The sequence below is a fragment of the Acidobacteriota bacterium genome, from assembly GCA_016713675.1.
Taxonomy (GTDB): Bacteria; Acidobacteriota; Blastocatellia; order Pyrinomonadales; family Pyrinomonadaceae; genus OLB17.
Genome location: JADJOS010000001.1, coordinates 2612501 through 2637283 on the forward strand (window position 1 = coordinate 2612501; position 24783 = coordinate 2637283).

Consider the following 24783-nt stretch of genomic DNA (forward strand, 5'->3'; position numbering starts at 1 on the left):
CACTGACAGCCAGGAGGTTTGCTTAGAAGCAGCAATCCTTTAAAGAAAGCGTAATAGCTCACTGGTCAAGTAGCCCTGCACCGACAATATAACGGGGCTTAAACTATCCACCGAAGCTTTGGATGAATTTATTCATGGTAGACGAGCATTCTGTAGCTGTGAAGCGGTTCCGTAAGGTCCGTTGGAGCAATCAGAAAAGACTTTGTCGGCATTAGTAGCGATAACGTATGTGAGAACCATACGCACCGAAAACCTAAGGTTTCCTACGTCAAGTTAATCTGCGTAGGGTTAGTCTGTACCTAAGGCGAGGCCGAGAGGCGTAGTCGATGGAGATCCAGTTAATATTCTGGAACCATGGGTTTGTGATGTGGGTTGACGCAACAGGGTAGGCAAGACAGCTGATGGATGCTGTTGAAGTAAATAGGCCGTAGCTTAGGAAAATCCGGGCTGCACAAGGCTAAATATACGGACGAAAGTACGGACCCTCGGGTCCGGAACAAGTTGCTGACCCCAGTTGCCAAGAAAATTCCCGTTCATCTATACAAACTCCACTGGCAGTACCGCAAACCGACACAGGTAGGTGGGATGAGAATTCTAAGGTGCTTGTGAGAACCCTCGTTCAGGAACTCGGCAAAATGTAACCGTAACTTCGGGAGAAGGTTAGCCGCGTTCACCAAGAGCGCGGTCGCAGAGAAATGTTTCAGGCGACTGTTTAACAAAAACACAGGTCTCCGCAAAGTTGTAAAGACAACGTATGGGGGCTGACGCCTGCCCAATGCTGGAAGGTTAAGAGGAGCGGTTAGTCGTAAGGCGAAGCTGCGAATCGAAGCCCCAGTGAATGGCGGCCGTAACTATAACGGTCCTAAGGTAGCGAAATTCCTTGTCGGGTAAGTTCCGACCTGCACGAATGGCGTAACGATCTGAAAGCTGTCTTAACGAGGGACACAGCGAACTTGTAGTACCGGTGAAGATGCCGGTTTCCCGCATCAAGACGGAAAGACCCCGTGCACCTTGACTACAACTTGATAGTGATTTCGGGTAAATAATGCGCAGTATAGGTGGGAGGCTTTGATATCGGACTTTTGGGTTCGGTGGAGCCGCAATGTGAGATACCACCCTTTATTTATTTGGACTCTAACCTCGTTCCGTAATCCGGATCAGGGACATTATCAGGCGGGTAGTTTGACTGGGGCGGTCGCCTCCTAAAGAGTAACGGAGGCGCTCGAAGGTTGGCTCAGGCTGTTTGGAAATCAGCCGCAGAGTGTAAACGCATAAGCCAGCTTAACTGCGAGACATACACGTCGAGCAGGTACGAAAGTAGGAGTTAGTGATCCGGCGGTCGCTTATGGAAGTGCCGTCGCTCAACGGATAAAAGGTACGCCGGGGATAACAGGCTGATCCTGCCCAAGAGTTCACATCGACGGCAGGGTTTGGCACCTCGATGTCGGCTCATCATATCCTGGGGCTGAAGAAGGTCCCAAGGGTTCGGCTGTTCGCCGATTAAAATGGTACGTGAGCTGGGTTCAGAACGTCGCGAGACAGTTCGGTCCCTATCTGGTGTGGGCGCAGCAAAATTGAAGGAATCTGACCTTAGTACGAGAGGACCGGGTTGGGTTGACCTCTAGTGTACGTGTTATCACGCCAGCGGTATCGCACGGTAGCTATGTCGAGCATGGATAAACGCTGAATGCATCTAAGCGTGAAGCCAGACCTAAGATTAATTTTGCCAGTGAGACTCGTGGAAGACCACCACGTTGATAGGATGGATATGTAAGTGCAGCAATGTATTTAGTTTACCATTACTAATTGTCCCAAGGCTTGACCATAAAATTTGTTGACTAGCAAATTTAATGTAAAGCAGCTCGTAGTGGAATTTTACATGTATTCAGTTATTAGATATCAGGATTTGATATCATAAGTTTTCCGGTGATTTTGTCGACAGGGTCACACCCGTTCCCATCCCGAACACGGAAGTTAAGCCTGTTAGAGCCGATGATACTGCAGTTTTCAATTGTGGGAAAGTAGGAAGTCGCCGGATCTATATTAAAGAAAAGCCCGCTCAATTTGAGCGGGCTTTTTCGTATTTTTCCACACCGTTCATTATTCTAAACATGGTGCCAGTTTCAATGCTGAGTTTGTCGGAGCCTGATCTTGATTGCTTTTAGCGTCGCCGCCTAAAAGGTAGAGAGTGTTGTCCAGCACGACGCTTGACAGGAACGTCCGTGGCTTCCGCATCAATTTCAGCGGTTCCCATCTATTGTTCATTGGATCATAGGCTTCGGCGGTCTCTATCGCGTTTTCACTGCTTCCGCCGACAACGACCAGCATTCCATTCAATACACCGGCCGAAAATCCTATGCGGCGGCTGACCATTGGTGATCTGGTTGACCAGGTCATGGTTAAAGGATCGTACGCCTCGAGAGTATCTAATTCGCCGTCTAGACTAAATGCCGGGTTTCCGCCCCCCACGGCGTAGATAACGTCATCGATCGCGACCGCACCGAGGTCCTGCCGGCCGGTCGGCATGGGAGGTGCGATCGTCCACACATCTTGAACGGGATCATAGATCTCCAACGCGGAGTATTTGATAGAGCCGCTGGTATTTGTTCCTCCGATGGCAAATATCAGGCCGTTATGAGCGACCACGGCGAGGTGGCACCTCGGAGTTGGCATTTGGGCTTTAGCCGACCAGATATCTTTCGCAGGATCATACATTTCGTTCCGATCCGAGCAATGGCCCCCGGCATTTCCGCCGATCACGTAGAGCTTCCCGTCAACGACGGCGTTGTTGGTTGCCCTGGTCTCTCGAGCCGTAGGCATAGGTGCTCGCTTCTTCCAAGTGTCAGTTGCTGGGTTATAGGCCTCGTTGACCGAGCGAAACCCTGTCTTCGAGTCGTACCCGCCGACAGCATAAATGTTGCCGTTTATTTCACCGACCGTCATGTTCTTACGGGCGGTTGGTAGTTCGGCCCAAACGGCCTCTTGTAACGTCGGGCATGCAGGAACGGCTGCCACTCTATCGGTTTCCGGGGTGAATGCGATCACGTCCGCGATCGTGTTTACGCCATCGTAGCCGCCCGGAAGATATATTGTTTGGCCAAGTGTCGCCGCGCTAGACCAGGTTCGGCGGTCGGGCATTGAACCAACGATCGACCAGCTATCTGTCGCGGTGTCGTAGGCTTCTACCTCAAGCCGAAATGGCGTCCCGCCAAAGACGTAAATAGTGCCGCCGACGACAGCAGCGGCAAGCTGCATACGCGGAGCCATCATTGGCCGACGGGAGGTCCAAGTGTCGGTCGTCGGGTCATATGCTTCGACCGACGCCTGCGTGGAGGTTTCATCGCGGCCGCCCAACACGTAAATGATCCCGTTCACGACGGCCGTGGCCGCACCTTGGCGTGCGGTCGGCATTGGTGCCCGCTCTCTCCAGGAGTCAGACCGAGGGTCGTATTCCGTGTTCGATCGAAGTGTTCCGCCCCGCGTGGTCGCCTCACCTCCGATCGCATAGATCTTGTTGTTTGCGGCTGCGACGGTGTGGGCCGTTCGCTTAGATGGAAGTGGAGATTTCCGCGTCCAGGAATCGCTTGCCGGATCGTACGCCTCAACGTCCCGAATTGCGGTGCCGCAGTCGGTATTTCCACCGACAGCGTAGATCTTTTCCTCAACTACCGCTGTTCCGTGGCCGCCCCGTGGAGTCAGCATCAGAGACCGATCTTTCCATGTATTTGTTGCGGGATCATACGCCTGTACATTTCCAAATGGCTTGCACTCGAGCCACCCACCGACAACGTAAAGCGTATCGTTCGCCACTGCGGGCGAGGCTTGCCAACGCGGTTCTGAGATCGGGGCCTTTTGTGTCCAGACGCCCCGAGTTGCGGACGAGTTCTTTACGATCGGAACTTGAGGATCTGCACGCAGCAATCTGTAAGAAACCGACCCGATGACCAGGACTAAAACGATCGAAAGGATCGACCCGACGGCGAATCGGCTAACTGAGGCGCGTCGCGAGGATCGGGTCGATCCGCGGATCACGATGGCGGCTTCTTTTAGAGGAGTAAGATCCGCTATCAATTCTTCCGAATTCTGGTACCTAAGAAGCGGATCTTTCTCGATTGTTTTACCGATGATTTCCGCGAGGCCGGAGATCTCCTTGACCTCGGCAGGCAACGGTTGAGGATCTTCCTTCAAGATCGACTCCGTTATCCTAAACGGATCTTTTTCGCTAAACGCCGGCCGCCCTGATAACATCTCGTACAATACCGTTCCAAGGCTGAAGAGGTCGCTTCGCAAGTCAGCCGTGTTTCCGCTTACCTGTTCCGGTGACATATATCGCACGGTACCCAGGAGAAGTCCTGAAGATACATCGACCCGATCGCCGTCGGGACCTTCTGTGGTTTCCTCGGACTGCTCAGCGAGTTTCGCTAGCCCGAAATCGAGGACCTTCACGAGGCCATCAGGCCGCAGCATTATATTTTCTGGCTTTATGTCGCGGTGGACTATGCCGGCACGATGTGCTGCCGCGAGAGCCTTTGCGGTTTGGATCGCAATATCCAATGCGTCCGGCAACTGTAACTTACCGCCCTCGATGCGGCTGCGAAGAGTTTCGCCTTCCACGAACTCGGTTGCGATGAACTGTTGGCCTTCAGCATCGCCAAGCTCGTATATCGTTAGGATGTTCGGATGGTTAAGGGCCGAAACGCTTTCCGCCTCGCGCCGAAAGCGTTGGAGTCGGCCCCAGTCCGATGTGTGATCGAATGGCAGAAGTTTGAGAGCGACCTGACGGTTTAGAATGCGGTCGCGTGCCAGATAGACCTCACCCATTCCGCCTTTACCCACAAGCCTTAAAATCTCGTAATGCCCAAGGTCCTGTCCCGACCGGAGCCGAAGTTCTTCGGCTTCGAAGAAGACAGCCGCTGACTCCATCGCGGGGCCGTCTATCAACTTCCACTCAAATGAGTCAGCCGTCAGGAGCGATTCAACTTCACGTCGTAGTGCAAGATTAGCGGCACAGGCCTCGTTTAGAAACGCGGACCGATCTTCTCCGCCAAGCTCTACGGCAACTTGGAAGTACTCATCGACCTGCTGCCAATCCGCAGCGTTCATAAACCAACCCCATTTCTCAGACTTTCCGAATTTGTTACTTCATAGAGACATAGCGTTAAATCGATCCGAATCGTATCACCGTTGGTTCATTTCTCGTCAAAGTTTCCGATCTCACGTAGAAGCCACGCCCGTGCGGTGCGCCACTCACGCTTGATCGTTATGGGCGAAAGCCCCAGGGCTTCTGCCGTTTCATCGACCGTCAGGCCGCCAAAGAACCTTAATTCGACGATCCGGCTCTTGCGGGCATCGATCTTACCCAAGTCGCTAAGCGCCGCGTCAAGTGCGATGAATTCTTCAGCTTTTTTCTGAATACCGACTGTTCCTTCGTCAAATGCGACATGCATCACGCCGGCACCGCGTTTGCCGGACCGATGTTTGCGGGCGTGATCGACGAGGATGTGCCGCATGATCTGCGAAGAAACTGCAAAAAAATGAGACCGATCCTGCCATCTGACAGATCGGTCATCGACAAGCCGCAAATATGCCTCATTGATAAGGGCCGAAGTCTGCAGTGTGTGTCCGGAACTCTCCTTTTTCATGTACCGTCGAGCGATTCGACGGAGTTCCGGATAGACGATCGGGACGAGCTGGTCAAACGCGGTGCTGTCGCCTTGGCTCCATTTTGAAAGCAAGTAAGTAATTTCATGCTGAGGCAGGCTCATTAGAGATCGTGCGAAGTTTTTTTTTCCAACGATGATACCATGCGTCGATTTTTTTCGCTATATGGGGGTGAACACAATAAAAAGTCGGGAGCTGCTCGGCCGACCGTTTCGGTTTATGCCGTCCAGGATCGCGTCAAAATCTAGATCGGAGGTTCACGAAAATGACTCGAACAACGAGTAAACACTTTTCCCTCTTTCTTCTCATCGTCCTCACGTTGTATGTATCGATAACGAGCACTCTGGCTCAGGGATCGTGGCAGAGCCATGCGCCCATACCCGAAACAAGGCTATATGCGGCCGTCACTTCGCATGGCGGTTTGGTCTATGTTTTCGGCGGAAATGTTGACGGTACCGCGGCATCGACGGCGACGCCTCTGGTTTACGATCCGGTTGCGAATACCTGGTCAACGCGTGCCGCGGACTCGGTCACCAGACGGTGTTCGGCTCGGGCAGTGACGCTGAACGGATTGATCTACGTCCTCGGCGGTTGGGCCGGCTGCGACTCGAACTCGCCGCTAAACCTAACGTCGATCTACAACCCTGCGACAAACAGCTGGAGCCTCGGCGCTCCGATGCCTTCTTCCAGGGGCGATGCGGTCGCGGAGGCGATCGACGGAAAAATATACGTGACCTCGGGCGGAAATTCCTATCCGGGAATGAACTCGACGACCGTAGTATACGATCCGGTGACAAACACCTGGACGAGCGTCGCACCGCTTCCTCAGGCCGTGCGAAATGCGGCGTCCGCCGTCCTAAATAAGAAGCTCTATGTGATCAGCGGTCTCGATTCAATTTCGAACGTCTTAAGGCCCGAGATTCAAGTCTATGATCCGGCAACCAACTCATGGTCTGCAGGGACGCCATTTCCGAGCCCCCGCCAACTTCACAAGGCCGGAACATTCGGCGGGAAGATCTTTGTAAGCGTCGGATATACCACGTCGTCTTGGGCGACCTCAAGCTATTTCTACGACGCGAACACAAAGCTTTGGAGTCCGGGTCCGGATGCTCCGATTGGAATCCATATCACGGATGCGGCTGTGATAGGAACACGTTTGTTTATAGTAAGTGGTGTCACGCCTTCCGAATACGGTACTACGGCCGTTCGATCCTACAATATTTCCGACCCCGGCCCGCAAGGCCCAACTGGACCTCAAGGCGCTCCAGGAGCAACAGGACCGCAAGGCCCAGCCGGACCTCAGGGAACTCAGGGCGATCCCGGCATGCCCGGAGCAACCGGCCCTCAGGGCCCGGCGGGGCCACAGGGAATCCAAGGCGATCCGGGAACTCCCGGTGCTACCGGACCGCAGGGCCCGACCGGACCACAAGGCCCGGCCGGACCTCAGGGAACTCAGGGCGATCCCGGCACGCCCGGAGCAACCGGACCTCAAGGCCCGGCTGGGCCGCAGGGAACTCAAGGCGATCCGGGGGCAAATGGACAGCAGGGTCCACAGGGTGCTACCGGAGCAACGGGACCTCAGGGCCCGGCTGGACCTCAGGGAACTCAAGGTGATCCCGGAGCACCCGGAGCGACGGGACCTCAAGGGCCTGCGGGGACTCAGGGAATTCAAGGCGATCCCGGAGCACAGGGCGCGACCGGGCCCGCGGGCCCGCAGGGAAACATGGGGCCGGTAGGACCTCAGGGTGCGACTGGCGCCGCCGGCCCTGCAGGACCACAAGGTCCGATGGGTCTAATGGGAGCCCAGGGGCCGCAAGGAGTTCCGGGCATGTCGGGTTTAAGTTACGTTACGGGGACCCCAATCGTTGTCACCAAAGGAACTACCGTCACCTTAACGACCGGCTGCCCGATCGGAAAGAGCGTTATATCCGGCGGATATGATACTGACGTCACGCTGGGAAGTTCGGCTTCGGTGGACTTTATCCTCGTTTCGAGTTCCTATTTTGATATTGCGACAATGTCATGGAAGGTTACCGTAACAAACCTTAAGAATGGGAACGGTAATCAAAACAAAAGCCTGACCGTGACGCCTTACGCGGTCTGCGTTATTGTCCAATGAGCCGTTACAGATCTCCCTCGATAGCCCGTTCGCTTGAGCGGGCTTTTTTTCGTTGCGAACTACATCTTAATATTCCCGTAAATGCAGGGTTAGTAATTCTTGCAACCTTTGCATCCAAAAGCGATATAATTACCTGTCAGTATGCTTCGCCACAATGAATTTCGAAACCTTCTTCAGAGCCATATCTTATGCCGCAGTTTTTTGCGGGTTTTTGGCGTTGTGGGTTTCGGGGACTTTTGGGTTCGTCGGGACGGCGGTATTCATTGCGATAATGGTCGCGGCATGGTTCCTTGAGGATTCGCGATGGCAGATCTCTGAGCGGTTGGGGACGGCGTTGATCGTGTTGGCATTGCCGGCGTTTTATCTGGCGTTCAAGTTTCAGTTGATCTCTTTTGCCGGGGCCGATACGGTCATCGTGGGTATTTTGGCGAGTATGATCTTATCGCTTTCGGCGATCAAGCTGCTGCAGCGAAAGGGCGATCGTGATTGGATATTCTTGTATCTGATGGCGTTTTTCGAAGTGCTGCTGGCGGCAGGTTTGAGCATTAGTGCATTGTATCTGGCGACCTTTCTTGTGTATTTGCTGGTGATGGTCTGTGCGATCATTGCGTATGAGATGCGAAAGACGGCCCGCGAGGTCGAGCACAAGATCGCCGGTACCAAACCTGACAAACAAGACGCCGCTCCAAAGATGCCGCTCACAATGCGTTTGCGAAAGCTGCCGGTCGCGGCGTTTGCTCTGATCACGTTCATTGTATTGCTGGCGACGCCGCTTTTCTTTATGCTGCCGCGTGTCGGCGGTGCGGGGCTTGGCGGCAATCAATCGAAACTCGGCACGCGTTCGGGATTCTCCGACCGTGTCACACTTGGCGGGTTCGGCCGGATAACCGAAAATGACGCGGTCGTTATGCGCGTCAAGATGGAGAACAAGGCCGACCATTTCACCGACAAATATTTCCGAGGCGTGGCCCTTGATACGTTCGACGACCAAACGTGGACGCGTTCGAAACCGAATTCGAAAGAGCCGTTTATCAAAGGTAACAGCGAGGTCATCAAGGTCGATGTGCCTTCGGGCCGTCAGGATCTGACGATGCAGACGATCTATCTCGAACCGCTCGACACAAGCGTGCTGTTCGCACTCCCGCGCGCGATCGCGTTCCAGGGTAATTTTGCAGTTTTGACGAAGGATACATACGGGTCGGTCACCAATCAATGGAGCACCGAACGCAGCAGCTACAAGGTCCTGTCCGACCGCAGTCAGCCGAGCATCGAACGCTTGCGTCAGGACAGCATGTCGTATGGCGAGGAAAGCAAAAATTACCTGCAGGTGCCGCCGAACGAAGATAAGCGGATATTTGACCTTGCATATTCGATCGCATCGAAACACGCGAACCGCTACGACAAGGCCAAAGCGATCGAGCAGCATTTGCAGACGAATTACGGCTACACGCTCGAACAAAAGGCCGGCGGCACCAAACCGCTGTCCGATTTCCTTTTCAACGTCCGCGAGGGCCACTGCGAGTATTTTGCGACCGCGATGGTGATCATGCTCCGCACGCAGGGCATCGCGACGCGTATCGTCAACGGCTTTCACGGCGGCGATTACAACGACGCGGCAGATATGACGGTCGTCCGTCAGAAGAATGCCCACTCGTGGGTCGAGGTCTATTTTCCTAAAGAGAACACGTGGGTGACATTTGATCCGACGCCATTCTCGAGCGACGGAAGCGGCGGGGCGGCATCAGGATTTACCGCAACGATCGGCAAATACCTCGAGGCACTCGACGCGCTCTGGATACAGTATTTCGTTGCGTTCGACGATCAGGAACAGAGCACACTCGCCCGATCGGTGAAAAACAGCTTTGCCGATTATCAAGACAAGACCGCGTCGTATCTTGGACATATACAGGCCATCGTCGCCGAATGGTGGGCCGAAGCCCGCGGCGATAATGGGGCTGAGGCCCGTATGGCGGCGATCGGCTATGCGATCGCTGCCGTCGCCGGCGTAGCGATTTTGTTCGTCTTGCTGCGATGGCTCGTCCGGCGGATCTATGCACTCGCGTTTTGGCGTCGCATCTGGCAGCGTATCTTTGCCAAACCGCACGCGTCGATCATTGAATTTTATGAACGAATGCTGGCGTTGCTTGCCGAGAAAGGCTTCACGCGCGAACCATATCAAACACCGCTCGAATTCGCCTATGCGGTCGATATACCCGAGGCTGTGAAGATAACGGAGAAATATAATCGCGTTCGATTTGGCGAACAGGATCTTTCGGCGGAAGAGGCATCCGAGATAGATCTGATGTTGTCACGACTTGAAAACAAGGACAGATAACTTGCGAAGATATGAAAAACTCCGCGAGAGGCTTGAGCCATCTCGCGGAGTTTGGTGTTCGATACCTATCAACGACTAGTTGTCGTCGTCTTTCGATTTGTCATCGTAGCTTGCCGGAGCAGACGGAGCGGAACCGGTCACCTTTACTACGGCCGATTTTGTCGAGATCGTCTTGCCGGTCGAATCGGTCAGTGTAGCTTCGACCTTGTAATCGCCGGGCAGCGGCGACGAGAACTGCGTCCAGAGCTGCGATGAGCCTTCAAATTCCATCGGCTTACCACCGGCAAACTCTTCGCCCTTGGTCTTTCCGGCGACGTTTTCGTACGTCACTTTCCACGCGATCTTGTGTTTGCCGCTCGGGATACCCGTCGCCTCGACGATGCCGTAAATATCTTTGCCTGTGTCAAAGGACGCGGCCGGCTGTTTGCCTTCCTTGTCCTTGGCAAACTTGATATCGCTCATATCTGCCGTCGTCATGCTGCATTCCCAGCCCAGTGATACCATCATCAACAGTGCCAGCCCCAAAATAAAAGTCGTCTTCTTCATTCAGTTCTCCTTAGTTAGCAAAAATTTGGTCAAAGGTTTTGTGAGGTTGTCGAAAGTGTAATAAATAACTGACTGTGCCGCAAATCTGTTCAGCTATTTCGGTTTGGTATTGTCCCAGAAATCAGGTTTGCGCGTTTTTATCGGGTTGCGTTCGCTGTATTCGAGCTGTTTTGCACGCAATTCGAGCTCGGCCTGATGCTGCCGCTTTCGTTCTTCGCCCGTCAGCGGCGGGGCACCACGCTCGCCCCAATAATATTTCACCGTCACGGCAAACAAAGCCCCGCTCCCCAACAGGGTCAAAGCCAATACCACCACCACGATCCACCAGAAACTGCTCATCTCTACCTATTCCCACTATAACGCGGAGCAGGCAAATTCGCCGAACTGCGGATCCGAGGGTTTCCCCGCAGGGCAAATGGCCTCGCCGGATCACGGTTCCGCCAGTATCAAAGCCGCTGGGCGTGGTTGCGTTGTGGGGAGATCGGGGCGTCTTTGCGCAAGCCCGCACGTTAGTAAGAGCGTTTTGCGGGGAGATCGAGGCGTCTTGGCACAAGCCCGCACGATAGTAAGGGCGTTTCGCGCACTCACAATAACGAGAACACGCCGCATCCGATCAAGCTCCGCCATAGCCTGGACTTGGATGTTACGCCCTTACTTCGTGCGGGCTTGTGCCTCGGCCGCGTTCTCTACAGAGGCCGTAGAGTTTTCTACAGAGGCTGTATAGATTTCTACGGAGGTTGTAGAGTTTTCTACAGAGGTTGTAGAGTTTTCTACAGAGGTTGTAGAGTTTTCTACGGAGGCTGTGGAGTTTTGGACAGGTTCACAACAGATTCCGGGCTTTAGCTGAAACTCTTTGGGCTAAAGCCCGGAACATTTTTGTCAGGCTGTCCACTAGCTGAAGCTAGTGGCAACTCATAAAGCCCAACGGCTCCGCGAGATGGCGACGCGGCCGGCGTAGTCAGTAGTCAGAAAAATGTCGTTGACAGTACCCGAATGTGGGATACTGTCAACGACATTTATCTTGGTGAACGATTGTATGTGCTTCTATGCGCCCAAGCGAAGGATGCTGGCGGTCAGAGCCAAGATAAATAGCCAAGCGTTAAAAAGTGCTGCATAACGCCACGCCTTATTTTCCCGCTGCAGCAATGCCAAGGCTAAACACGCAGCAAACGAAAGTACATTCGCTCCTATCAGCCACTCTACACCAATGAAAGAGACATCAAGCCCAACGAGATGCCGCAGTATTGCCAATACCAGAAGCAGGATTGCTGGAGCCGAAACCGCAAGTTGTTGCCAATATTTGATCATCGTGGTTACTGCTTCAATGGTGCTCGCGAGATGGCGACGCGGCCGGCGTGCTAAACGCACCAATTTCACTTCCGTTGGAGCCATTCCTGATACTGCAACCAATCAGCTTGGATAACGGCTTGCCTCAGCGTTTCTGAGGTATCCTCAAATCCGATCTCATCCATATATCTTGGATACTCGGCCTCGGATAGTATGTCTCTATAATCTTGAATGGCGACCTTTCCGGCTTCCTGAAGTCTCTCGAGATCACCATTTGCAACCTTCAATATTGCTAAACGAACGCGAGGACCTGTATCAAAGCCTCGAAGGGAAGAGAGTACTTCCGCTGCTTTGTCTTTTCCAAAGTCGCGATCGACGATGCGTTCGACATCTGCTTCGGACACCTTTGGTACCGGTTGTTCCATAATTCGACTAATTCACATCCACGTCATTCTACATCCTCGCTTCCGATTTCGATTCCAGCCGTCATGGGTCGGAGGTGGTATGATTGTAGCAGACGGTTATGAAGAAAGTTGGATTTGTCAGTCTTGGGTGTCCGAAGAATCTTGTTGATAGCGAGGTTATGATGGGGCAGCTTGCCGCTTCGGGGTATGAGATCACTAATGACGCCGGTGAGGCGGATACGGTGGTCGTGAATACGTGCGGGTTTATCGAGTCGGCGAAGCAGGAATCGGTCGATGCGATACTCGAGGCGATGCGTTGGAAGACCGAGGGCAAGGCGAACCGCGTGATCGTCGCCGGCTGTCTGGTCGAGCGTTATCGCGACGACCTGATGAAAGAACTGCCCGACGTCGATGCCTTTATCGGGACGTCGCAGGTCGGGGATATTCTCAAGGCGGCAGACGAGACTTTTGACGCGGCGGAACTGACCATTTCGCCGATCGGCAACAAGTCGGCGACATACCTTTACGACGAATACACCCCGCGAATGCGTGCGACCGACGCCCACACGGCGTTCATCAAGATCGCCGAAGGCTGCGACAGGCCGTGCGCGTTTTGTTCGATACCGGGAATGCGAGGTTCGTTTAGGTCGCGGCGGTTTGGTTCGATCATTGAGGAAGCGAGACAGCTCGCGGCGGACGGCGTCAAGGAACTGGTGCTGATCGCACAGGATTCGTCGCGATACGGCGAAGACCTCGGCGAAGTGGACGCCCTCGCGGCCCTCATCCGTGCCCTCGGCGAGATCGACGGCGTCGAATGGATCCGCCCGATGTACGCTTTCCCGACGCACATCTCCGACGCTTTTCTCTCGGCGATCCGCGAAACGGACAAAGCGGTAAAGTATTTAGATATGCCTCTGCAGCACGCTTCGCGGAATGTGCTCAAGCTGATGAAACGCGGCGGCACGCGGGAATCGTTGGAGCGTTTGATAGGTAGAGTTCGCGCCGCTGTTCCGGGGATCGCGATACGGACGACTTTTATTACGGGCTTTCCGGGCGAGACGGACGAGGATTTTGAAGAGCTGATAAAGTTCGTGCAGAACTGCAGGTTTGATAACGTCGGCGTGTTCACATACTCCGACGAAGAAGGAACCGCCGCCTACGACCTGCCGAACAAGGTCGATCCAAAGGTCGCCAAACAACGCCGCAACCGCCTGATGAAAGAACAGGCCAAGATCAGCAAACAGCTAAACAAAGCCAAGATCGGCAACACCTACCGCGTGCTGTTCGAAGGCCTCTCGCAGGAATCCGACCTCCTATTCCAAGGCCGCCTCGAAGGCCAGGCCCAAGAGATCGACGGCTACATCCTGATAAACGACATGCCCGAAGACCTCGACCCAAAGATCGGCGAGATCTACAACGTCCAGATCACCGAGGCTCATGAATATGACCTCGTCGGTGCGATCGTTTAGTTCGCATTCTTGAGATTTCGCGTAGTGTTTTCGGTAACACTGCCGACGGGACGGGTTCGAGTTCGCGGGTATCGATCGGGAAGATAATATCGTCGACGCTTGCGGATTCAGCTGTTCGTCGAGCGGTGCGGTGTCAGTTTCGGTTGCCTCTGGGCGACGGTTTCCGTTTCTTGTATTGCTTTTTCGGAAATAGAAATCCGGTCGCCAATAGCAGCAATCCCGGCGCAACGATCGCCATAAAGACCAATTTTCCATAAGCTTGCGGGAAAAGATCAAAGTCCCGTACGGCGGCAGTGGCGAGCCCGATCACCGTTCCGAAAATAAACAAGCCGATGCCGAAACGCATCAGCTTAAAATTTGGACGCGAGACCATTTCGGGAGCGGATTCCGCTTCGCCATTCACGATCTCACTAACGCCGTCTAGCGACAGGCCGCAGGTACGGCAAAAACTCGTTTCGCTCGCGAACCCTTTTCCGCATCTGGGACAATATAGATCTTCAGCCATTGCTAAGATTAACGTATGGTTACGGCCAAAGGTTCGATCCCATTTCGGTCAGCCAGTTGTTGTTTCTGCTATTGGAATCGAATAACAACCTTAATGAGTGTTCCAATGGCAAAGGCTAACATGGCCATACCTCCGGAGAAATACACGAGACGCATGTTGCCTCGACCAAGGATCAAATGATGCAGGCCCATCGCAATTACGCCGATTCCGGCGGACCCGATCGCGGCACCGAGAGCGATACCAATTAGCGGAAGTTCGTTTGGTTTGAGCAAGAATATGCCTGCGATCCCGATGCCCCCCGCTGCCAGAATTCCGCCAAGCAATAGAAGAGGAAGACCGGCGATCAATTTGAAGTCGCGGTTGGTCCACAACGGCCGTCCGCACTTCGGACATTTGTGGATCATTTCGAACGTCTCGAATGAGCAGTTAGGATTATGACAAAGGACGGGAATCTGACGTATCATGATGACCTCCGGAAACTAGTCAACGATCGAAGCGTAGATCATCGCTCGGAGCTTGCCGTAATCGTCGATGCCGGTCGCCGGAATAAGCTGCGTCATGTATACGACAACGAGCTGTTCCTTGGGATCGACCCAATATGACGAATGGTAGGCACCGCCCCAGCCAAACTCTCCGGCAGACGACGGTGAACCATAAGCACCGACGTCTTTCACGATCGAAAATCCGAGGCCAAAACCCTGTCCGTCGCGATCATATTTGATGCTGCCCAGATGATCCGATGTCATCAGCTCGACCGTTTTTCGGCTGATGATACGTTTTCCGTCAAGCTCGCCGCCATTTGCCATCATCTGGAGGAATCTGGCATAATCACGAGCCGTCGAGAGCAGCCCGGCACCACCTGAAAGGCTCTTTCGAGGGCCCGTTAAATATGCACCTTGCCCAACACCGAGCCCCGGATCGGGAGCACGCTCGATCTTGCCGTCCTTCGCAGAATACACCGCCGCCAGCCGCGATGCTTTCGACTGCGGAAGGTAAAAGCTGGTGTCACGCATACCGAGCGGCTCGAGAATTCGGCTGGATAGAAATTGGTCCAGGGGTTGTCCGCTGACCTTTTCGATCACCGCACCTAGGATGTCCGTTGAATAGCCGTAAATGAATCTTTCGCCGGGATGAGCGTCCATCGGCAACGCGGCAATGCGTTTGACGGTCTCACCGATCGGCTCTTCGCGGTCGGCAAAATACCAGCCCGTGACCTTCGCGGCTTCCCATTTGTCTTTTGCCGGGCCGGTACCATAACTCACACCCGACGTGTGAGTCAGCAGGCTGCGGATCGTGATCGGCCGTTTGGCTTTGACAATGTCGTAACCACCGCCGTCTTTAGGCACCGCGACCGTCGTATTGGCAAATTCGGGCAGGTATTTGCTCACGGGGTCGGAGATGACCAGTTTTCCTTCCTCCTGAAGGATCATCACGGCAACGCTCGTCAGGGCTTTGCTCTGCGAAGCTATTCGAAAGATCGTGTCCTCGGACATCGGCGAATTTGCCTCGCGGTCGCGCTTTCCGTACGTGTGGACGTATACGACCTTGCCGCGTCGAACGACCATCGCCACACCGCCTGCGATGCGGCCGTCTTTGGCATAGCCGTCGAGTATCTGACTCAACTGGCCGAGCCTCTGCGATGACATTCCGACTGATTCGGGCTTTGCCCTCGGCAGTTCCTGAGCAAAGCTGGTTAGTGCAATCGAAAGCAGGATCGCGAGGGTCAATGATCTCGCGAACAAAATTCGGGCATAGTTATTTATCATCGGCATTCTCCAGTGCCGAAATTATACACGAACAACGGTTTCCTAGAGGAACTCGCATCAGCGAGTTAGTCGATAGATCAACAAAGCAGCACGCTTTGTTTGAACCGGGATCGTATCGAGAGCCGCTGCTTCGCCCTTCGCATGTGATCTTTCAGGGCCGCCGATCCCGATACCGTCCAGGCTCGGCACCAGATCAGAAATGTATCCGATATCGCCGGCGCCGCGTTCGCCCGGATCAAGAGCCACCATCTCGCCGAATCCGAGATCGCGGCTGACCTGATCGAGCTGTTTGAGCAGCGCATAATTGCCTTCGACCGGCGCCATCGCTGGGTTGCCGTCTTTGAAAGTGATCTTAGCGGTGGTTCCCGGCAGGTTTCTTGCGACGATCTCGCTCATTGTCTTTCGAGCGGCGGCACGCTGTTCGTTGCTGATGAATCGGAGGTCGCCGTTGACGATGACCTTTGCCGGAACGACGTTGAGCTTGCCTGTCGCTGTGCCCGAAACATCCGTCGTCGCCGCAGTCGTACCACCGACGATCATCGACGGATTGAATGACAAATATTTTTCCTTACTGAGCTTTTCCCGAAATTCGTTGAGGATACGGGATGTCTCGAATATCGCACCGTCGCCCATTCCGGGCTTGAATATTTGACCCGAATGTCCTGTTTTCGCCTCGACCTCAAGCGTCCAACTGCTCCAGCCTCGGCGGCCGACGGTTGCGGTGTTCAATACGGCGGCTTCGAAACTCAGTGCAGCGTCGCTTCGTTTCGCAAGGTCCCGCATCGGCCCGCGGCTAACACTCTCGGGCTCGCCGGTCGATTCTTCGTCGCCGGTCAGCATCACCATTATCTGTCGATCTTTTAACAAGCCCGAAGCGTTTAAGGCTTTCAGAGCCTGGAGCAGTATTACGTTACCGCCGACCATATCTGCGATGCCGGTACCGTAGGCTTTTTTGCCTTCGATCCGAAATCGTTCGCCTTTCAAAACGGTATCGATGTGGCCAAGCAACAATATGCGTTTCCCCTGCGAGCCGTTTGACTCCGCGACCAGATGTCCGGCACGTTTCATCTCTGCCGGCATATCCAGCCATTTGACGGTCATCCCGAGCGATTCGAATTCCTTTGCAAACAGAGCTCCGACGCTCTTTACTCCCGCGAGGTCTTCGGTCGGGCTCTCCATATTGACCATTTTCTCGATCAAAGAGACGGCCTGCGTATTGTTCTTGTCTATGTATTCGACGATCTTTTTTTCGTCGGAATTCAGAGCCTGTGCGCTGTTCGAATATGCGACGATGAGCAGCAGCGAAAGCAAGCACGAGGATCTTAGAAATAACTTCATATTTTTCTAGATAATAGCATTGGAAAATACCAATAATGAGAAGTGGCCGAACGTCCAATCGTTTGCCGCTAATTTTCTTCTGAAATGAAGAGCACCAACACAAGTCCGATCAGAGCCGGCATTGCTTGCGTATAAATGATCGATGTCTTCGCTGTCAGGCCGCCGAAAATACCGGCTGCGACGATGCACAGCAGAAAAAAGATCTTCACATCTCGGCGGCCGGCGATGAGCCCCCATATCAGGCCGGCGGCCAGAAAGCCGTTATAAAGTCCCTGATTCATGGCAAGAACTGCCGAGGACGAAGCGATGTCGGGTGTCGTTCCGAATATTCGATAGCCGACCGGATGATCCCAAAAGAACATCTCCAGCACTAGTATTCCCAAATGCTCAATTGCGACGAGTGAAGCGATGAGGTTCGCGGCTATCTTCATACCAAGAAACATAAACTGAAAACCGCATTTCGCCAAATACTACAAATCTGTAAGAAAAAGAGAACATTGCGAAACTGCGCGAATTCTCCTTTGCCCCTGCGATTGCGTGTTATAGAATCTCATTTTTGAATCGCCCGGAGATTTGAGAATTGGCAACATCAAGTACTTATAAAACACGCTTACTCAGGAGATATAATGAACGCAAAAAATGTGCTGACATATGCCGCGGACCAAGAAGCGAGATTCGTCTCGGTCCGGTTTACCGATCTGATCGGGTCGTGGCATCACCTTACTTTTCCGATCGATATGTTGTCGGAAGACAGCTTTGAGGACGGTTTCGGATTCGATGCATCCAGTCTTCGCGGCTGGGCGGCGATCCACGAATCGGACATGCTGCTCGTGCCTGATCCGACGCGGTTTTGGATCGATCCGTTTACCGAAGATACTACTCTCTGTCTGATCGCAAATGCCGTCGATCCGATCACCAAAGAAGGATACTGGCTCGATCCTCGATCGGTCGCACAGCGTGCCGAGAGCTATCTCAAATTCACGGGCATCGCCGACACGATCAATGTTGGTCCCGAGGCCGAGTTCTTTATCTTCGACGAAGCCCGATATCACAACAACCAGCACTCGGCAGGGTTTTATGTCAATTCGGACGAAGGCCACTGGAATTCGGGCCGCGAAGGCACATTCGACAATCCGAACAATGGCTATCACATTCGCCCTAAGGAAGGTTACGTTCCGGTCGCGCCGCTGGACACTTCGATCGATCTGCGAAACACGATCTCGTCGATCCTCGGCGAAGTCGGCATCATTGTGGAGTGTCATCACCATGAGGTCGCAACTGCCGGACAGTGCGAGATCGATTTCAGATTCTCAAACCTGCTGCATACTGCCGACAATCTGATGTTGTTCAAATACGTCGTCAAAAACACGTGCCACGCTGCGGGCAAATCGGCGACGTTCATGCCGAAGCCGATCTACGGTGACAATGGCTCGGGCATGCATTGCCACCAGTCGCTGTGGAAGGACGGCAGTCCGCTGTTTGCAGGCGATCAATACGCAGGCCTGTCGGAAATGGCCAAGTTCTACATCGGCGGACTGCTGAAACACGCTCCGGCTCTCGTAGGATTTGCGGCTCCGACGACCAATAGCTACAAGCGCCTCGTCCCGGGATTCGAAGCTCCGGTCAATCTGGCATATTCGGCCCGCAACCGCTCCGCGGCGGTCAGAATTCCGATGTTCTCGTCTTCGCCGAAGGCCAAACGCCTCGAATTTCGTCCGCCCGATCCGTCGTGCAATCCGTATCTGACGTTCGCGGCGTTGCTGATGGCCGGACTTGACGGCATCCAGAACCGCATCGATCCCGGCGAGCCGCTCGACAAGGACATCTACGATCTGCCGCCCGAAGAGCTGGCGAATGTCCCTTCGCTGCCGGGCAGCCTCGACGAAGCGCTAGACGCTCTGGAAAAGGACCACGAGTTCCTGCTTAAAGGCGACGTCTTCACCGAATCGCTCATTGAACGCTGGATCACCTACAAACGCGAAAACGAGATCACGCCGCTACGTCTGCGTCCGCATCCGATGGAATTCTCGATGTACTACGACATCTAAAGAGCGAACAGGAAAAAAGTGAGAAAGGAAAATAGGCTGTCCGGAACGCGAGTTCCGGACAGCCTTTTTTGCGACCATCCAGAACCTTTTTTGAAATGACCGATCGTGTTTTTTTATGTGTTGGGCTTAAATTGTGGTACATACCACATTTTGATCAGCATTTTTGCGAAAAATGAGTAAAAATGCGTGTTTGCGACAGTAAAAAAGGGTGGTTGCGACAATTATTTTGGTGCTTGCGACAGTCGAAAATGGGTGTGGCGACAATAAAAAAGGGGGCTAGCGACAATCCCGAACGACTGTTTTCAACCCGCAAGCCCACCGCTTTTTCCAAAACCCATCAACCCCCCCAACGCCGTCCATCATGCCCGTATCTTATTAGATAGCCAAGCGCAAAAAACATATCGATCTCCACCCGCTTAATGCTAAAATCACCACAGCCTGCACCAAAATGGACAGCTCCGAGGTAAACGTAGCGCTATGAAAGTGATCACCTTTGCAGTGGTTTTGGCCACTTTATGTATATTGGGCGTCAGTTCTGCAAAAGGACAGATTCAGCACACGATAGTTCCGATGCAGTCGACCTGCTCTGACGTAGAAATGATTGTTGGCATGCCAACGTGTAAAACAAGTCATGAAGTCTACGACCTGAAAACCGAAAAAATAATCGTAGATTTTTCGACACAGAGATGCCAATCTGCCTATAAGAAGCTCTGGGATATTCCGTTAGGTACGGTGATAAGTGTAGTTCGAATACCTAAAAAACCTTTTCCCCTGAATCAAGCCGGAATTGATCTTAAAGGCTGTGAGCTATCCAAATGGATGTCCGATATCCCAAATTCTTTCACATATGCCTGTGGAAATATTGGTCTGAGCATATCCGTTCAAAATGATCTTATTCATCAGTTGATCTACTATCCTATTCCGAGCGATTCCTCTCTCATCTGCAAGGAATCCTGTTGAGAAAATCCATAATAAACGGGCACAGCAAATCGCGAACCGACCTGGGATCTCGTTCTTCCTTTGTATCTAATCGGCGGTCAGTGGGAAGAGTTTATATCTGCCCACTTTTTTGGGAATATATTAAATATGATCGTTGAACCGGTTGTTTTAGAGGGCGAGGTTGTGCGGCTGGAGCCGATGGCGGTGGGGCATCTGGACGGGCTGTGGGAAGCGGGGCGGGATGAATCGCTTTGGCGGCTGATCCCGACGAATGTTGCTTCGATCGATGATATGCGGAAGTATGTCGAATCGGCGATCGCGGACCGGGATCGCGGGGTGGCATTGCCGTTTGTGACGGTTGAGAGGGCATCGGGGAAGGTGATCGGGGCGACGCGGTTTGGGAATATTGATGCGGCGAATTTGAGGGCGGAGATCGGTTGGACGTGGATCACGCCGGCGTTTCAGCGGACGGCGGTAAATACCGAGGCGAAGCTGCTGATGCTGACGCATGCTTTTGAGACGTGGAAATGCATCCGCGTTGAGCTAAAGACGGATGCCTTGAACGAACGTTCCCGAGCCGCAATTAAGCGTCTCGGTGCTACGGAAGAGGGAATATTTCGCAAACATATGATCTGCGACACGGGCCGGTTTCGCGATTCGGTTTATTTCAGTATCATTGACACAGAATGGCCGACGGTGAAAGAAGATCTGGAGAAGAGGTTAACATCACGATGAAGAGAATTTTGTTGTTTGGAATCTTATTGATCGCGATGACGGTATCAGGCTGCTCTTCGGGGGCAGCGACGAACTCAAATGCGGGGGCCGGGAATACAGCAAACCGCTCGGCAAATCCATCCAATACTGTAACGGAAACTACCGTGACGAACACCGATGTACAGACCGGAACCCTTGCGTCAGTGCCGGTCGGCCCTGAACAGGGCACGGTCGCGGCAAACGGGATCGACGCGAAACGCAAGCTCGCGGTCGATGCAGATCCGGGCGGCCCGATCCCCGAAAGCCAGCGTTTGCCTGCGTCAGAGAATTCGGAGATGGCAACGACGATGGACAAAGCCGGAAACTTTGTTGAGACGCGCTATTTCAAGTCCGATCCGAAGCTTGTAAAGGTTCAGCGAACGTGGCTCGGGCCCGGCAAATCGACGCTCAAGATCTGGCTCAAGAACGGCAAGGAAGTAACGGTCTCGGGCGACAACATACCTAATCTGGCGGAAGCACCCGTCGCGTCGCTGCTCGCCCTCGCCGGTATCAAGACGGCCGCTCCCGGCGATACCGGAGCGAAATAGTCGGATTGTGTAGTATAATTTCGTTTTGTTATGGATAAGTTCAGCGTAATTTGCCCGTGCTGCGATACGAACATCACCGTCGACGCCCATACGGGTGCGATCATCGGGCACGTGGAGAAAAAAAAGATCACCGGTTCGTTCGAAGATCTGCAAGGTGAATTGAGCAAGCAGAAAGAGATGCGCGAACAGCTGTTCGCACAGGAAATGTCGTCGATGAAGGACCGCGAGCGGCTGCTCGAAGAAAAATTCCAGGAAGCACTCAAAAAGGCGGACAAGACCACCGGTGTGCCGTTCCGCAACCCGCTTGATATGGACTAGTTTGGCCCTGTTTGATATGACACAAGCCTCCGCAGCTATCGACACCACGACACAAGCAAAAGACAGGATAATCGTTGCCCTCGACGTGCCGGACGCCGCGGCCGCTCGGGGAATAGTCGCGGAACTCGGAGATTCGGTCGGTGCGTATAAGGTCGGGCTGCAGCTGTTTACCGCCGAAGGGCCGTCGTTCGTTCGCGAACTGGTCGAGTCCGGGGCGAAGATCTTCCTCGATCTCAAATTCCACGATATTCCGAATACGGTCGCCATGGCGGCGGTCGAGGCGGCTAGGCTGGGCGTGTGGATGTTCAACGTTCACGCATCAGGCGGCAGCGAGATGATGCGGCAAACTGCGACCGAGGTGAGAAAGGCTTGCGAAAGCGAAGCCATAGCGGTGCCGAAGATCATCGCCGTGACCGTCCTGACTAGTTCGGACGGCAACGCTCTCAGCGAAACGGGCATCGAAACGCCGGTCGAGGATCAGGTCGTGCGGCTCGCAAAACTCGCATGTGAGTCGGGATTGGACGGCGTCGTTGCTTCGGCAAATGAGGCCGCAGCGATCAGATCGGCAGTCGCTGATCCAAATTTTGTGATCGTTACGCCGGGCATAAGGCCTGTGGACGCAACAATTGATGACCAAAAGCGTGTAATGACATTTGGCCGAGCGGTCGCCGCCGGCAGCGATTTTGCCGTTATCGGCCGGCCTATCACGCAAGCCGCCGATATGCGTGCCGCGGTTGCCGCGATCGTCGCTGAGGCCGGAAACAAAAATTGATGAAACTTCGTCGTCTCACACACAATATCAAGCCGGTCGTCGCGGCTTTCGCGATGCTTGTTTTTCTGGCCGCCGTCAATTTCGGCCAGGCGAAAGGAGATGCTCCGACGTTTTTACGGATCGGCGAGAAGCTCTCGTATAATGTCGCGTTCGAGAGTTTCCCGAATGTCGCGTTTTTTGAGACAGCGGTCGTTTCGCGAGGCAAATTCAGCGGACGCGATGCTGTCGAGCTGCGCGGCCGCATGAAGACATTTGATATCGTAAGTGCCGCTTTTTCGCTGATCGACGAAACGCGGACGGTCTATGCCGCACCTGACACGGGCCTGCCGCTATACATATCCCGCACGATCAATTCGGAAGCGATCCCGAAAGAGACGAAATACAATTTTCTGACGGCTCCGACGTCAAACTTTGATCTGCTCACGATGGTCTTTAAGGTCCGCGAGGCGGGCGGAAATGGCACGTTTTCGTTCGACGAAGACGGCGAATCGTTCGTCGCGACGTTTGCGGGCGGACTCGCGGAAAAGGTAAAGACCGACGCCGGCGAATTCGATACGGTCGTTTCGACCGTACAGAGCACCTACTTCGACGTTCGCGGCATCAAGGAGCTGCAGGTCAATTTGAGTTCGGACGAATTCAGGATCCCGGTACTTATTCGATTCAAGACGGTCAAGGGCCAGTTTGTCTGCAAATTGTCGGGCCTCACGGTCGAAGAGGTCAGATCCGCCGACCCGACGCCGACGCCGGCGGGAACGCCGGTCCCGGCAGCAACGCCGAAGCCGAGGCCAACGCCCGAGCCGTATCTCGATAATCAACCGCTGCTGCGTGAGTTGGCATTTGCTCTTGGCGAAACGCTCGAATATAAAATAACATCCGCCGGCCAAGAGACCGGCAAAGTTATGCTCCAGGCTAAAGAGCGAAAGCTGATCCAGAATATCGATACGCTGGTGCTGACGGCGAAGGCGACCAATATTTCCGCGAGCAATAAGCCGTTCGTCTTGGGCGATGCGGTGACGGCCCGCGTCAATCCTGAGACGCTGGCGCCGTTTGGCTTCGAGGTGAAATTCAACGGCCAGTTGGCGTCGTTCAATCAAACGGCGGTGTTCGATGCCCGAACCGGTGCGATCACTGCAGGTGCAGCGAAGGCGGATTCGCCGGTCGGTACGCACAGCCTGCTGTCGCTGGTCTACGCGATGCGTTCGTTCAATCTAAAGCCAAGCAAGAACACAACAAATCCGGTTAATGACACGCGTGTTGCTGTGTTTTGGGGAGACAAGACCTACATATTCGTTTTGCGGCCGAATGACGTCGAGACCACAACACTCAACGGCGAAAAAGATCGCTGCACAGATGATCGCTGTGAAAACCGGGAATCCGCAACTCGACGCACTATCGATCAAGGTCTGGCTATCGATCGACGACAGCCGTGTCCCGCTGCGAATTTCTGCGGGTGCATATCAGGCTGACCTTATTTCGACCACAAATATCTTTCAATAGCAATTATCTTTGGTCTTCTTTAGGAGGACATTGGCCTCCGGGGATCTATCCCAACATTTCGGGCGACTGCTTGGGCTAAAGCCCGGGACTATTTTGCATTCTTGATCCGTTGCCAAAAGGCAGCGGCAAAAAAGACTTGGCAATAAAGCCTCAAGGTTTTCAGCTGTTACAATTGAAATCTATTTTCAATTACGTTATGCTTAGTTCTGGCAGCAAAGATGCCGGATATTATGTCCACCACTAGCACACTTTCAAATCTTCCGGTCGGCAGCGAGGCCCGCGTCGTTTCGGTCAATGCGACCAACGGAACGGCTCGCCGCATTATGGAAATGGGAGTCGTTCCCGGCGTGACGATAAGCGTAATAAAGGCCGCACCGTTCGGTGATCCGATCGAAGTACGCGTGCGCGGCTACAGCCTCGCAATGCGAAAGACGGAGGCCGACGCGATCGAGGTCAGCCTCTAGACGCGTGCGATCAA

The 24783-nt window shown here is 53.8% G+C and carries 22 protein-coding genes and 2 rRNA genes (1 of these 24 running past the window's edge); 13 read left to right on the top strand and 11 right to left on the bottom strand.

Going from position 1 to position 24783, the window contains the following annotated elements:
- Positions 1 to 1826, top strand: a 23S ribosomal RNA gene (locus IPK01_11985); it begins 1062 nt to the left of the window's first position.
- A gap of 96 nt (positions 1827 to 1922) precedes the next feature.
- Positions 1923 to 2038, top strand: a 5S ribosomal RNA gene (rrf, locus tag IPK01_11990).
- Positions 2039 to 2100: 62 nt separating this feature from the next.
- On the opposite strand, the gene IPK01_11995 is transcribed toward rrf, so the two are convergent.
- Together IPK01_11995 and IPK01_12000 are read right to left on the bottom strand one after the other, a co-directional pair.
- Positions 2101 to 5103, bottom strand: a complete 3003-nt coding sequence (locus tag IPK01_11995) for a protein kinase (GenBank protein ID MBK7934190.1) — start codon at positions 5101 to 5103, stop codon at positions 2101 to 2103.
- 86 nt (positions 5104 to 5189) lie between these two features.
- Positions 5190 to 5765 carry a sigma-70 family RNA polymerase sigma factor gene (locus IPK01_12000; GenBank protein ID MBK7934191.1) on the bottom strand — a complete coding sequence of 192 codons (576 nt, stop codon included), beginning with the start codon at positions 5763 to 5765 and terminating at the stop codon, positions 5190 to 5192.
- A gap of 161 nt (positions 5766 to 5926) precedes the next feature.
- Here IPK01_12000 and IPK01_12005 point away from each other — a divergent pair, with 161 nt between their 5' ends.
- Positions 5927 to 7780, top strand: a complete 1854-nt coding sequence (locus tag IPK01_12005; GenBank protein MBK7934192.1) for a hypothetical protein — start codon at positions 5927 to 5929, stop codon at positions 7778 to 7780.
- A gap of 211 nt (positions 7781 to 7991) precedes the next feature.
- Positions 7992 to 10115: a DUF3488 domain-containing protein gene (locus tag IPK01_12010; GenBank protein ID MBK7934193.1), complete on the top strand. Its 2124-nt coding sequence runs from the start codon at positions 7992 to 7994 to the stop codon at positions 10113 to 10115.
- Positions 10116 to 10190: 75 nt separating this feature from the next.
- On the opposite strand, the gene IPK01_12015 is transcribed toward IPK01_12010, so the two are convergent.
- From IPK01_12015 to IPK01_12030, 4 genes are all read right to left on the bottom strand, one after another.
- Complete coding sequence (locus IPK01_12015) at positions 10191 to 10661, bottom strand: hypothetical protein (GenBank protein MBK7934194.1); 471 nt, start codon at positions 10659 to 10661, stop codon at positions 10191 to 10193.
- Between the two features lie 93 nt (positions 10662 to 10754).
- Positions 10755 to 11000 (bottom strand): hypothetical protein, encoded by a 246-nt coding sequence (locus IPK01_12020; protein MBK7934195.1) that lies wholly within the window; start codon positions 10998 to 11000, stop codon positions 10755 to 10757.
- 705 nt (positions 11001 to 11705) lie between these two features.
- Positions 11706 to 12053 carry a hypothetical protein gene (locus IPK01_12025; GenBank protein ID MBK7934196.1) on the bottom strand — a complete coding sequence of 116 codons (348 nt, stop codon included), beginning with the start codon at positions 12051 to 12053 and terminating at the stop codon, positions 11706 to 11708.
- Entirely contained in the window at positions 12035 to 12373 is a 339-nt protein-coding gene (locus tag IPK01_12030) for a hypothetical protein (GenBank protein ID MBK7934197.1), read from the bottom strand. Before IPK01_12030 ends, IPK01_12025 begins: the two co-directional genes overlap by 19 nt.
- Before the next feature lie 98 nt (positions 12374 to 12471).
- Between IPK01_12030 and rimO the strand changes: the two genes are divergently transcribed.
- Positions 12472 to 13821: a 30S ribosomal protein S12 methylthiotransferase RimO gene (rimO, locus tag IPK01_12035; protein ID MBK7934198.1), complete on the top strand. Its 1350-nt coding sequence runs from the start codon at positions 12472 to 12474 to the stop codon at positions 13819 to 13821.
- Between the two features lie 133 nt (positions 13822 to 13954).
- On the opposite strand, the gene IPK01_12040 is transcribed toward rimO, so the two are convergent.
- The 5 genes from IPK01_12040 to IPK01_12060 form a co-directional block, all read right to left on the bottom strand.
- Positions 13955 to 14326 (bottom strand): hypothetical protein, encoded by a 372-nt coding sequence (locus IPK01_12040; protein MBK7934199.1) that lies wholly within the window; start codon positions 14324 to 14326, stop codon positions 13955 to 13957.
- 68 nt (positions 14327 to 14394) lie between these two features.
- Positions 14395 to 14790, bottom strand: coding sequence for a hypothetical protein (locus IPK01_12045; GenBank protein MBK7934200.1), 396 nt, complete (start codon positions 14788 to 14790; stop codon positions 14395 to 14397).
- Positions 14791 to 14805: 15 nt separating this feature from the next.
- Positions 14806 to 16092 carry a beta-lactamase family protein gene (locus tag IPK01_12050; protein ID MBK7934201.1) on the bottom strand — a complete coding sequence of 429 codons (1287 nt, stop codon included), beginning with the start codon at positions 16090 to 16092 and terminating at the stop codon, positions 14806 to 14808.
- 57 nt (positions 16093 to 16149) lie between these two features.
- On the bottom strand, positions 16150 to 17430 hold the full coding sequence (locus IPK01_12055; protein MBK7934202.1) for a M20/M25/M40 family metallo-hydrolase: 1281 nt from the start codon (positions 17428 to 17430) through the stop codon (positions 16150 to 16152).
- Positions 17431 to 17498: 68 nt separating this feature from the next.
- Positions 17499 to 17861 (bottom strand): DUF1304 domain-containing protein, encoded by a 363-nt coding sequence (locus IPK01_12060; protein ID MBK7934203.1) that lies wholly within the window; start codon positions 17859 to 17861, stop codon positions 17499 to 17501.
- 195 nt (positions 17862 to 18056) lie between these two features.
- On the opposite strand from IPK01_12060, the gene glnA reads away from it, so the two are divergent.
- From glnA to IPK01_12100, 8 genes are all read left to right on the top strand, one after another.
- The gene (glnA, locus tag IPK01_12065; GenBank protein MBK7934204.1) at positions 18057 to 19478 is read left to right on the top strand and encodes a type I glutamate--ammonia ligase; all 1422 of its coding nucleotides are present in this window, start codon (positions 18057 to 18059) and stop codon (positions 19476 to 19478) included.
- A 477-nt stretch (positions 19479 to 19955) separates the two neighbouring features.
- Complete coding sequence (locus IPK01_12070; protein MBK7934205.1) at positions 19956 to 20438, top strand: hypothetical protein; 483 nt, start codon at positions 19956 to 19958, stop codon at positions 20436 to 20438.
- A 126-nt stretch (positions 20439 to 20564) separates the two neighbouring features.
- Positions 20565 to 21152 (top strand): GNAT family N-acetyltransferase, encoded by a 588-nt coding sequence (locus IPK01_12075; GenBank protein ID MBK7934206.1) that lies wholly within the window; start codon positions 20565 to 20567, stop codon positions 21150 to 21152.
- Complete coding sequence (locus IPK01_12080) at positions 21149 to 21718, top strand: hypothetical protein (GenBank protein MBK7934207.1); 570 nt, start codon at positions 21149 to 21151, stop codon at positions 21716 to 21718. The genes IPK01_12075 and IPK01_12080 overlap by 4 nt, the downstream gene beginning before the upstream one ends.
- A 30-nt stretch (positions 21719 to 21748) precedes the next feature.
- Positions 21749 to 22036 carry a 2-nitropropane dioxygenase gene (locus IPK01_12085; GenBank protein ID MBK7934208.1) on the top strand — a complete coding sequence of 96 codons (288 nt, stop codon included), beginning with the start codon at positions 21749 to 21751 and terminating at the stop codon, positions 22034 to 22036.
- A gap of 16 nt (positions 22037 to 22052) precedes the next feature.
- Complete coding sequence (gene pyrF / locus IPK01_12090; protein ID MBK7934209.1) at positions 22053 to 22808, top strand: orotidine-5'-phosphate decarboxylase; 756 nt, start codon at positions 22053 to 22055, stop codon at positions 22806 to 22808.
- The gene (locus IPK01_12095) at positions 22808 to 24274 is read left to right on the top strand and encodes a DUF3108 domain-containing protein (GenBank protein ID MBK7934210.1); all 1467 of its coding nucleotides are present in this window, start codon (positions 22808 to 22810) and stop codon (positions 24272 to 24274) included. Before pyrF ends, IPK01_12095 begins: the two co-directional genes overlap by 1 nt.
- A gap of 249 nt (positions 24275 to 24523) precedes the next feature.
- Entirely contained in the window at positions 24524 to 24769 is a 246-nt protein-coding gene (locus IPK01_12100; GenBank protein ID MBK7934211.1) for a ferrous iron transport protein A, read from the top strand.
- Positions 24770 to 24783: the final 14 nt, after the last annotated feature.

What these genes read in the sequence shown, in the direction of transcription:
- IPK01_11995 (MBK7934190.1), bottom strand. Translation starts at nt 5,103, where the DNA reads ATGAACGCTGCGGATTGGCAGCAGGTCGATGAGTACTTCCAAGTTGCC.
- IPK01_12000 (MBK7934191.1), bottom strand. Translation starts at nt 5,765, where the DNA reads ATGAGCCTGCCTCAGCATGAAATTACTTACTTGCTTTCAAAATGGAGC.
- IPK01_12005 (MBK7934192.1), top strand. Translation starts at nt 5,927, where the DNA reads ATGACTCGAACAACGAGTAAACACTTTTCCCTCTTTCTTCTCATCGTC.
- IPK01_12015 (MBK7934194.1), bottom strand. Translation starts at nt 10,661, where the DNA reads ATGAAGAAGACGACTTTTATTTTGGGGCTGGCACTGTTGATGATGGTA.
- IPK01_12020 (MBK7934195.1), bottom strand. Translation starts at nt 11,000, where the DNA reads ATGAGCAGTTTCTGGTGGATCGTGGTGGTGGTATTGGCTTTGACCCTG.
- IPK01_12025 (MBK7934196.1), bottom strand. Translation starts at nt 12,053, where the DNA reads ATGGCTCCAACGGAAGTGAAATTGGTGCGTTTAGCACGCCGGCCGCGT.
- IPK01_12030 (MBK7934197.1), bottom strand. Translation starts at nt 12,373, where the DNA reads ATGGAACAACCGGTACCAAAGGTGTCCGAAGCAGATGTCGAACGCATC.
- rimO (MBK7934198.1), top strand. Translation starts at nt 12,472, where the DNA reads ATGAAGAAAGTTGGATTTGTCAGTCTTGGGTGTCCGAAGAATCTTGTT.
- IPK01_12040 (MBK7934199.1), bottom strand. Translation starts at nt 14,326, where the DNA reads ATGGCTGAAGATCTATATTGTCCCAGATGCGGAAAAGGGTTCGCGAGC.
- IPK01_12045 (MBK7934200.1), bottom strand. Translation starts at nt 14,790, where the DNA reads ATGATACGTCAGATTCCCGTCCTTTGTCATAATCCTAACTGCTCATTC.
- IPK01_12050 (MBK7934201.1), bottom strand. Translation starts at nt 16,092, where the DNA reads ATGATAAATAACTATGCCCGAATTTTGTTCGCGAGATCATTGACCCTC.
- IPK01_12055 (MBK7934202.1), bottom strand. Translation starts at nt 17,430, where the DNA reads ATGAAGTTATTTCTAAGATCCTCGTGCTTGCTTTCGCTGCTGCTCATC.
- IPK01_12060 (MBK7934203.1), bottom strand. Translation starts at nt 17,861, where the DNA reads ATGAAGATAGCCGCGAACCTCATCGCTTCACTCGTCGCAATTGAGCAT.
- glnA (MBK7934204.1), top strand. Translation starts at nt 18,057, where the DNA reads ATGAACGCAAAAAATGTGCTGACATATGCCGCGGACCAAGAAGCGAGA.
- IPK01_12070 (MBK7934205.1), top strand. Translation starts at nt 19,956, where the DNA reads ATGAAAGTGATCACCTTTGCAGTGGTTTTGGCCACTTTATGTATATTG.
- IPK01_12075 (MBK7934206.1), top strand. Translation starts at nt 20,565, where the DNA reads ATGATCGTTGAACCGGTTGTTTTAGAGGGCGAGGTTGTGCGGCTGGAG.
- IPK01_12080 (MBK7934207.1), top strand. Translation starts at nt 21,149, where the DNA reads ATGAAGAGAATTTTGTTGTTTGGAATCTTATTGATCGCGATGACGGTA.
- IPK01_12085 (MBK7934208.1), top strand. Translation starts at nt 21,749, where the DNA reads ATGGATAAGTTCAGCGTAATTTGCCCGTGCTGCGATACGAACATCACC.
- pyrF (MBK7934209.1), top strand. Translation starts at nt 22,053, where the DNA reads ATGACACAAGCCTCCGCAGCTATCGACACCACGACACAAGCAAAAGAC.
- IPK01_12095 (MBK7934210.1), top strand. Translation starts at nt 22,808, where the DNA reads ATGAAACTTCGTCGTCTCACACACAATATCAAGCCGGTCGTCGCGGCT.
- IPK01_12100 (MBK7934211.1), top strand. Translation starts at nt 24,524, where the DNA reads ATGCCGGATATTATGTCCACCACTAGCACACTTTCAAATCTTCCGGTC.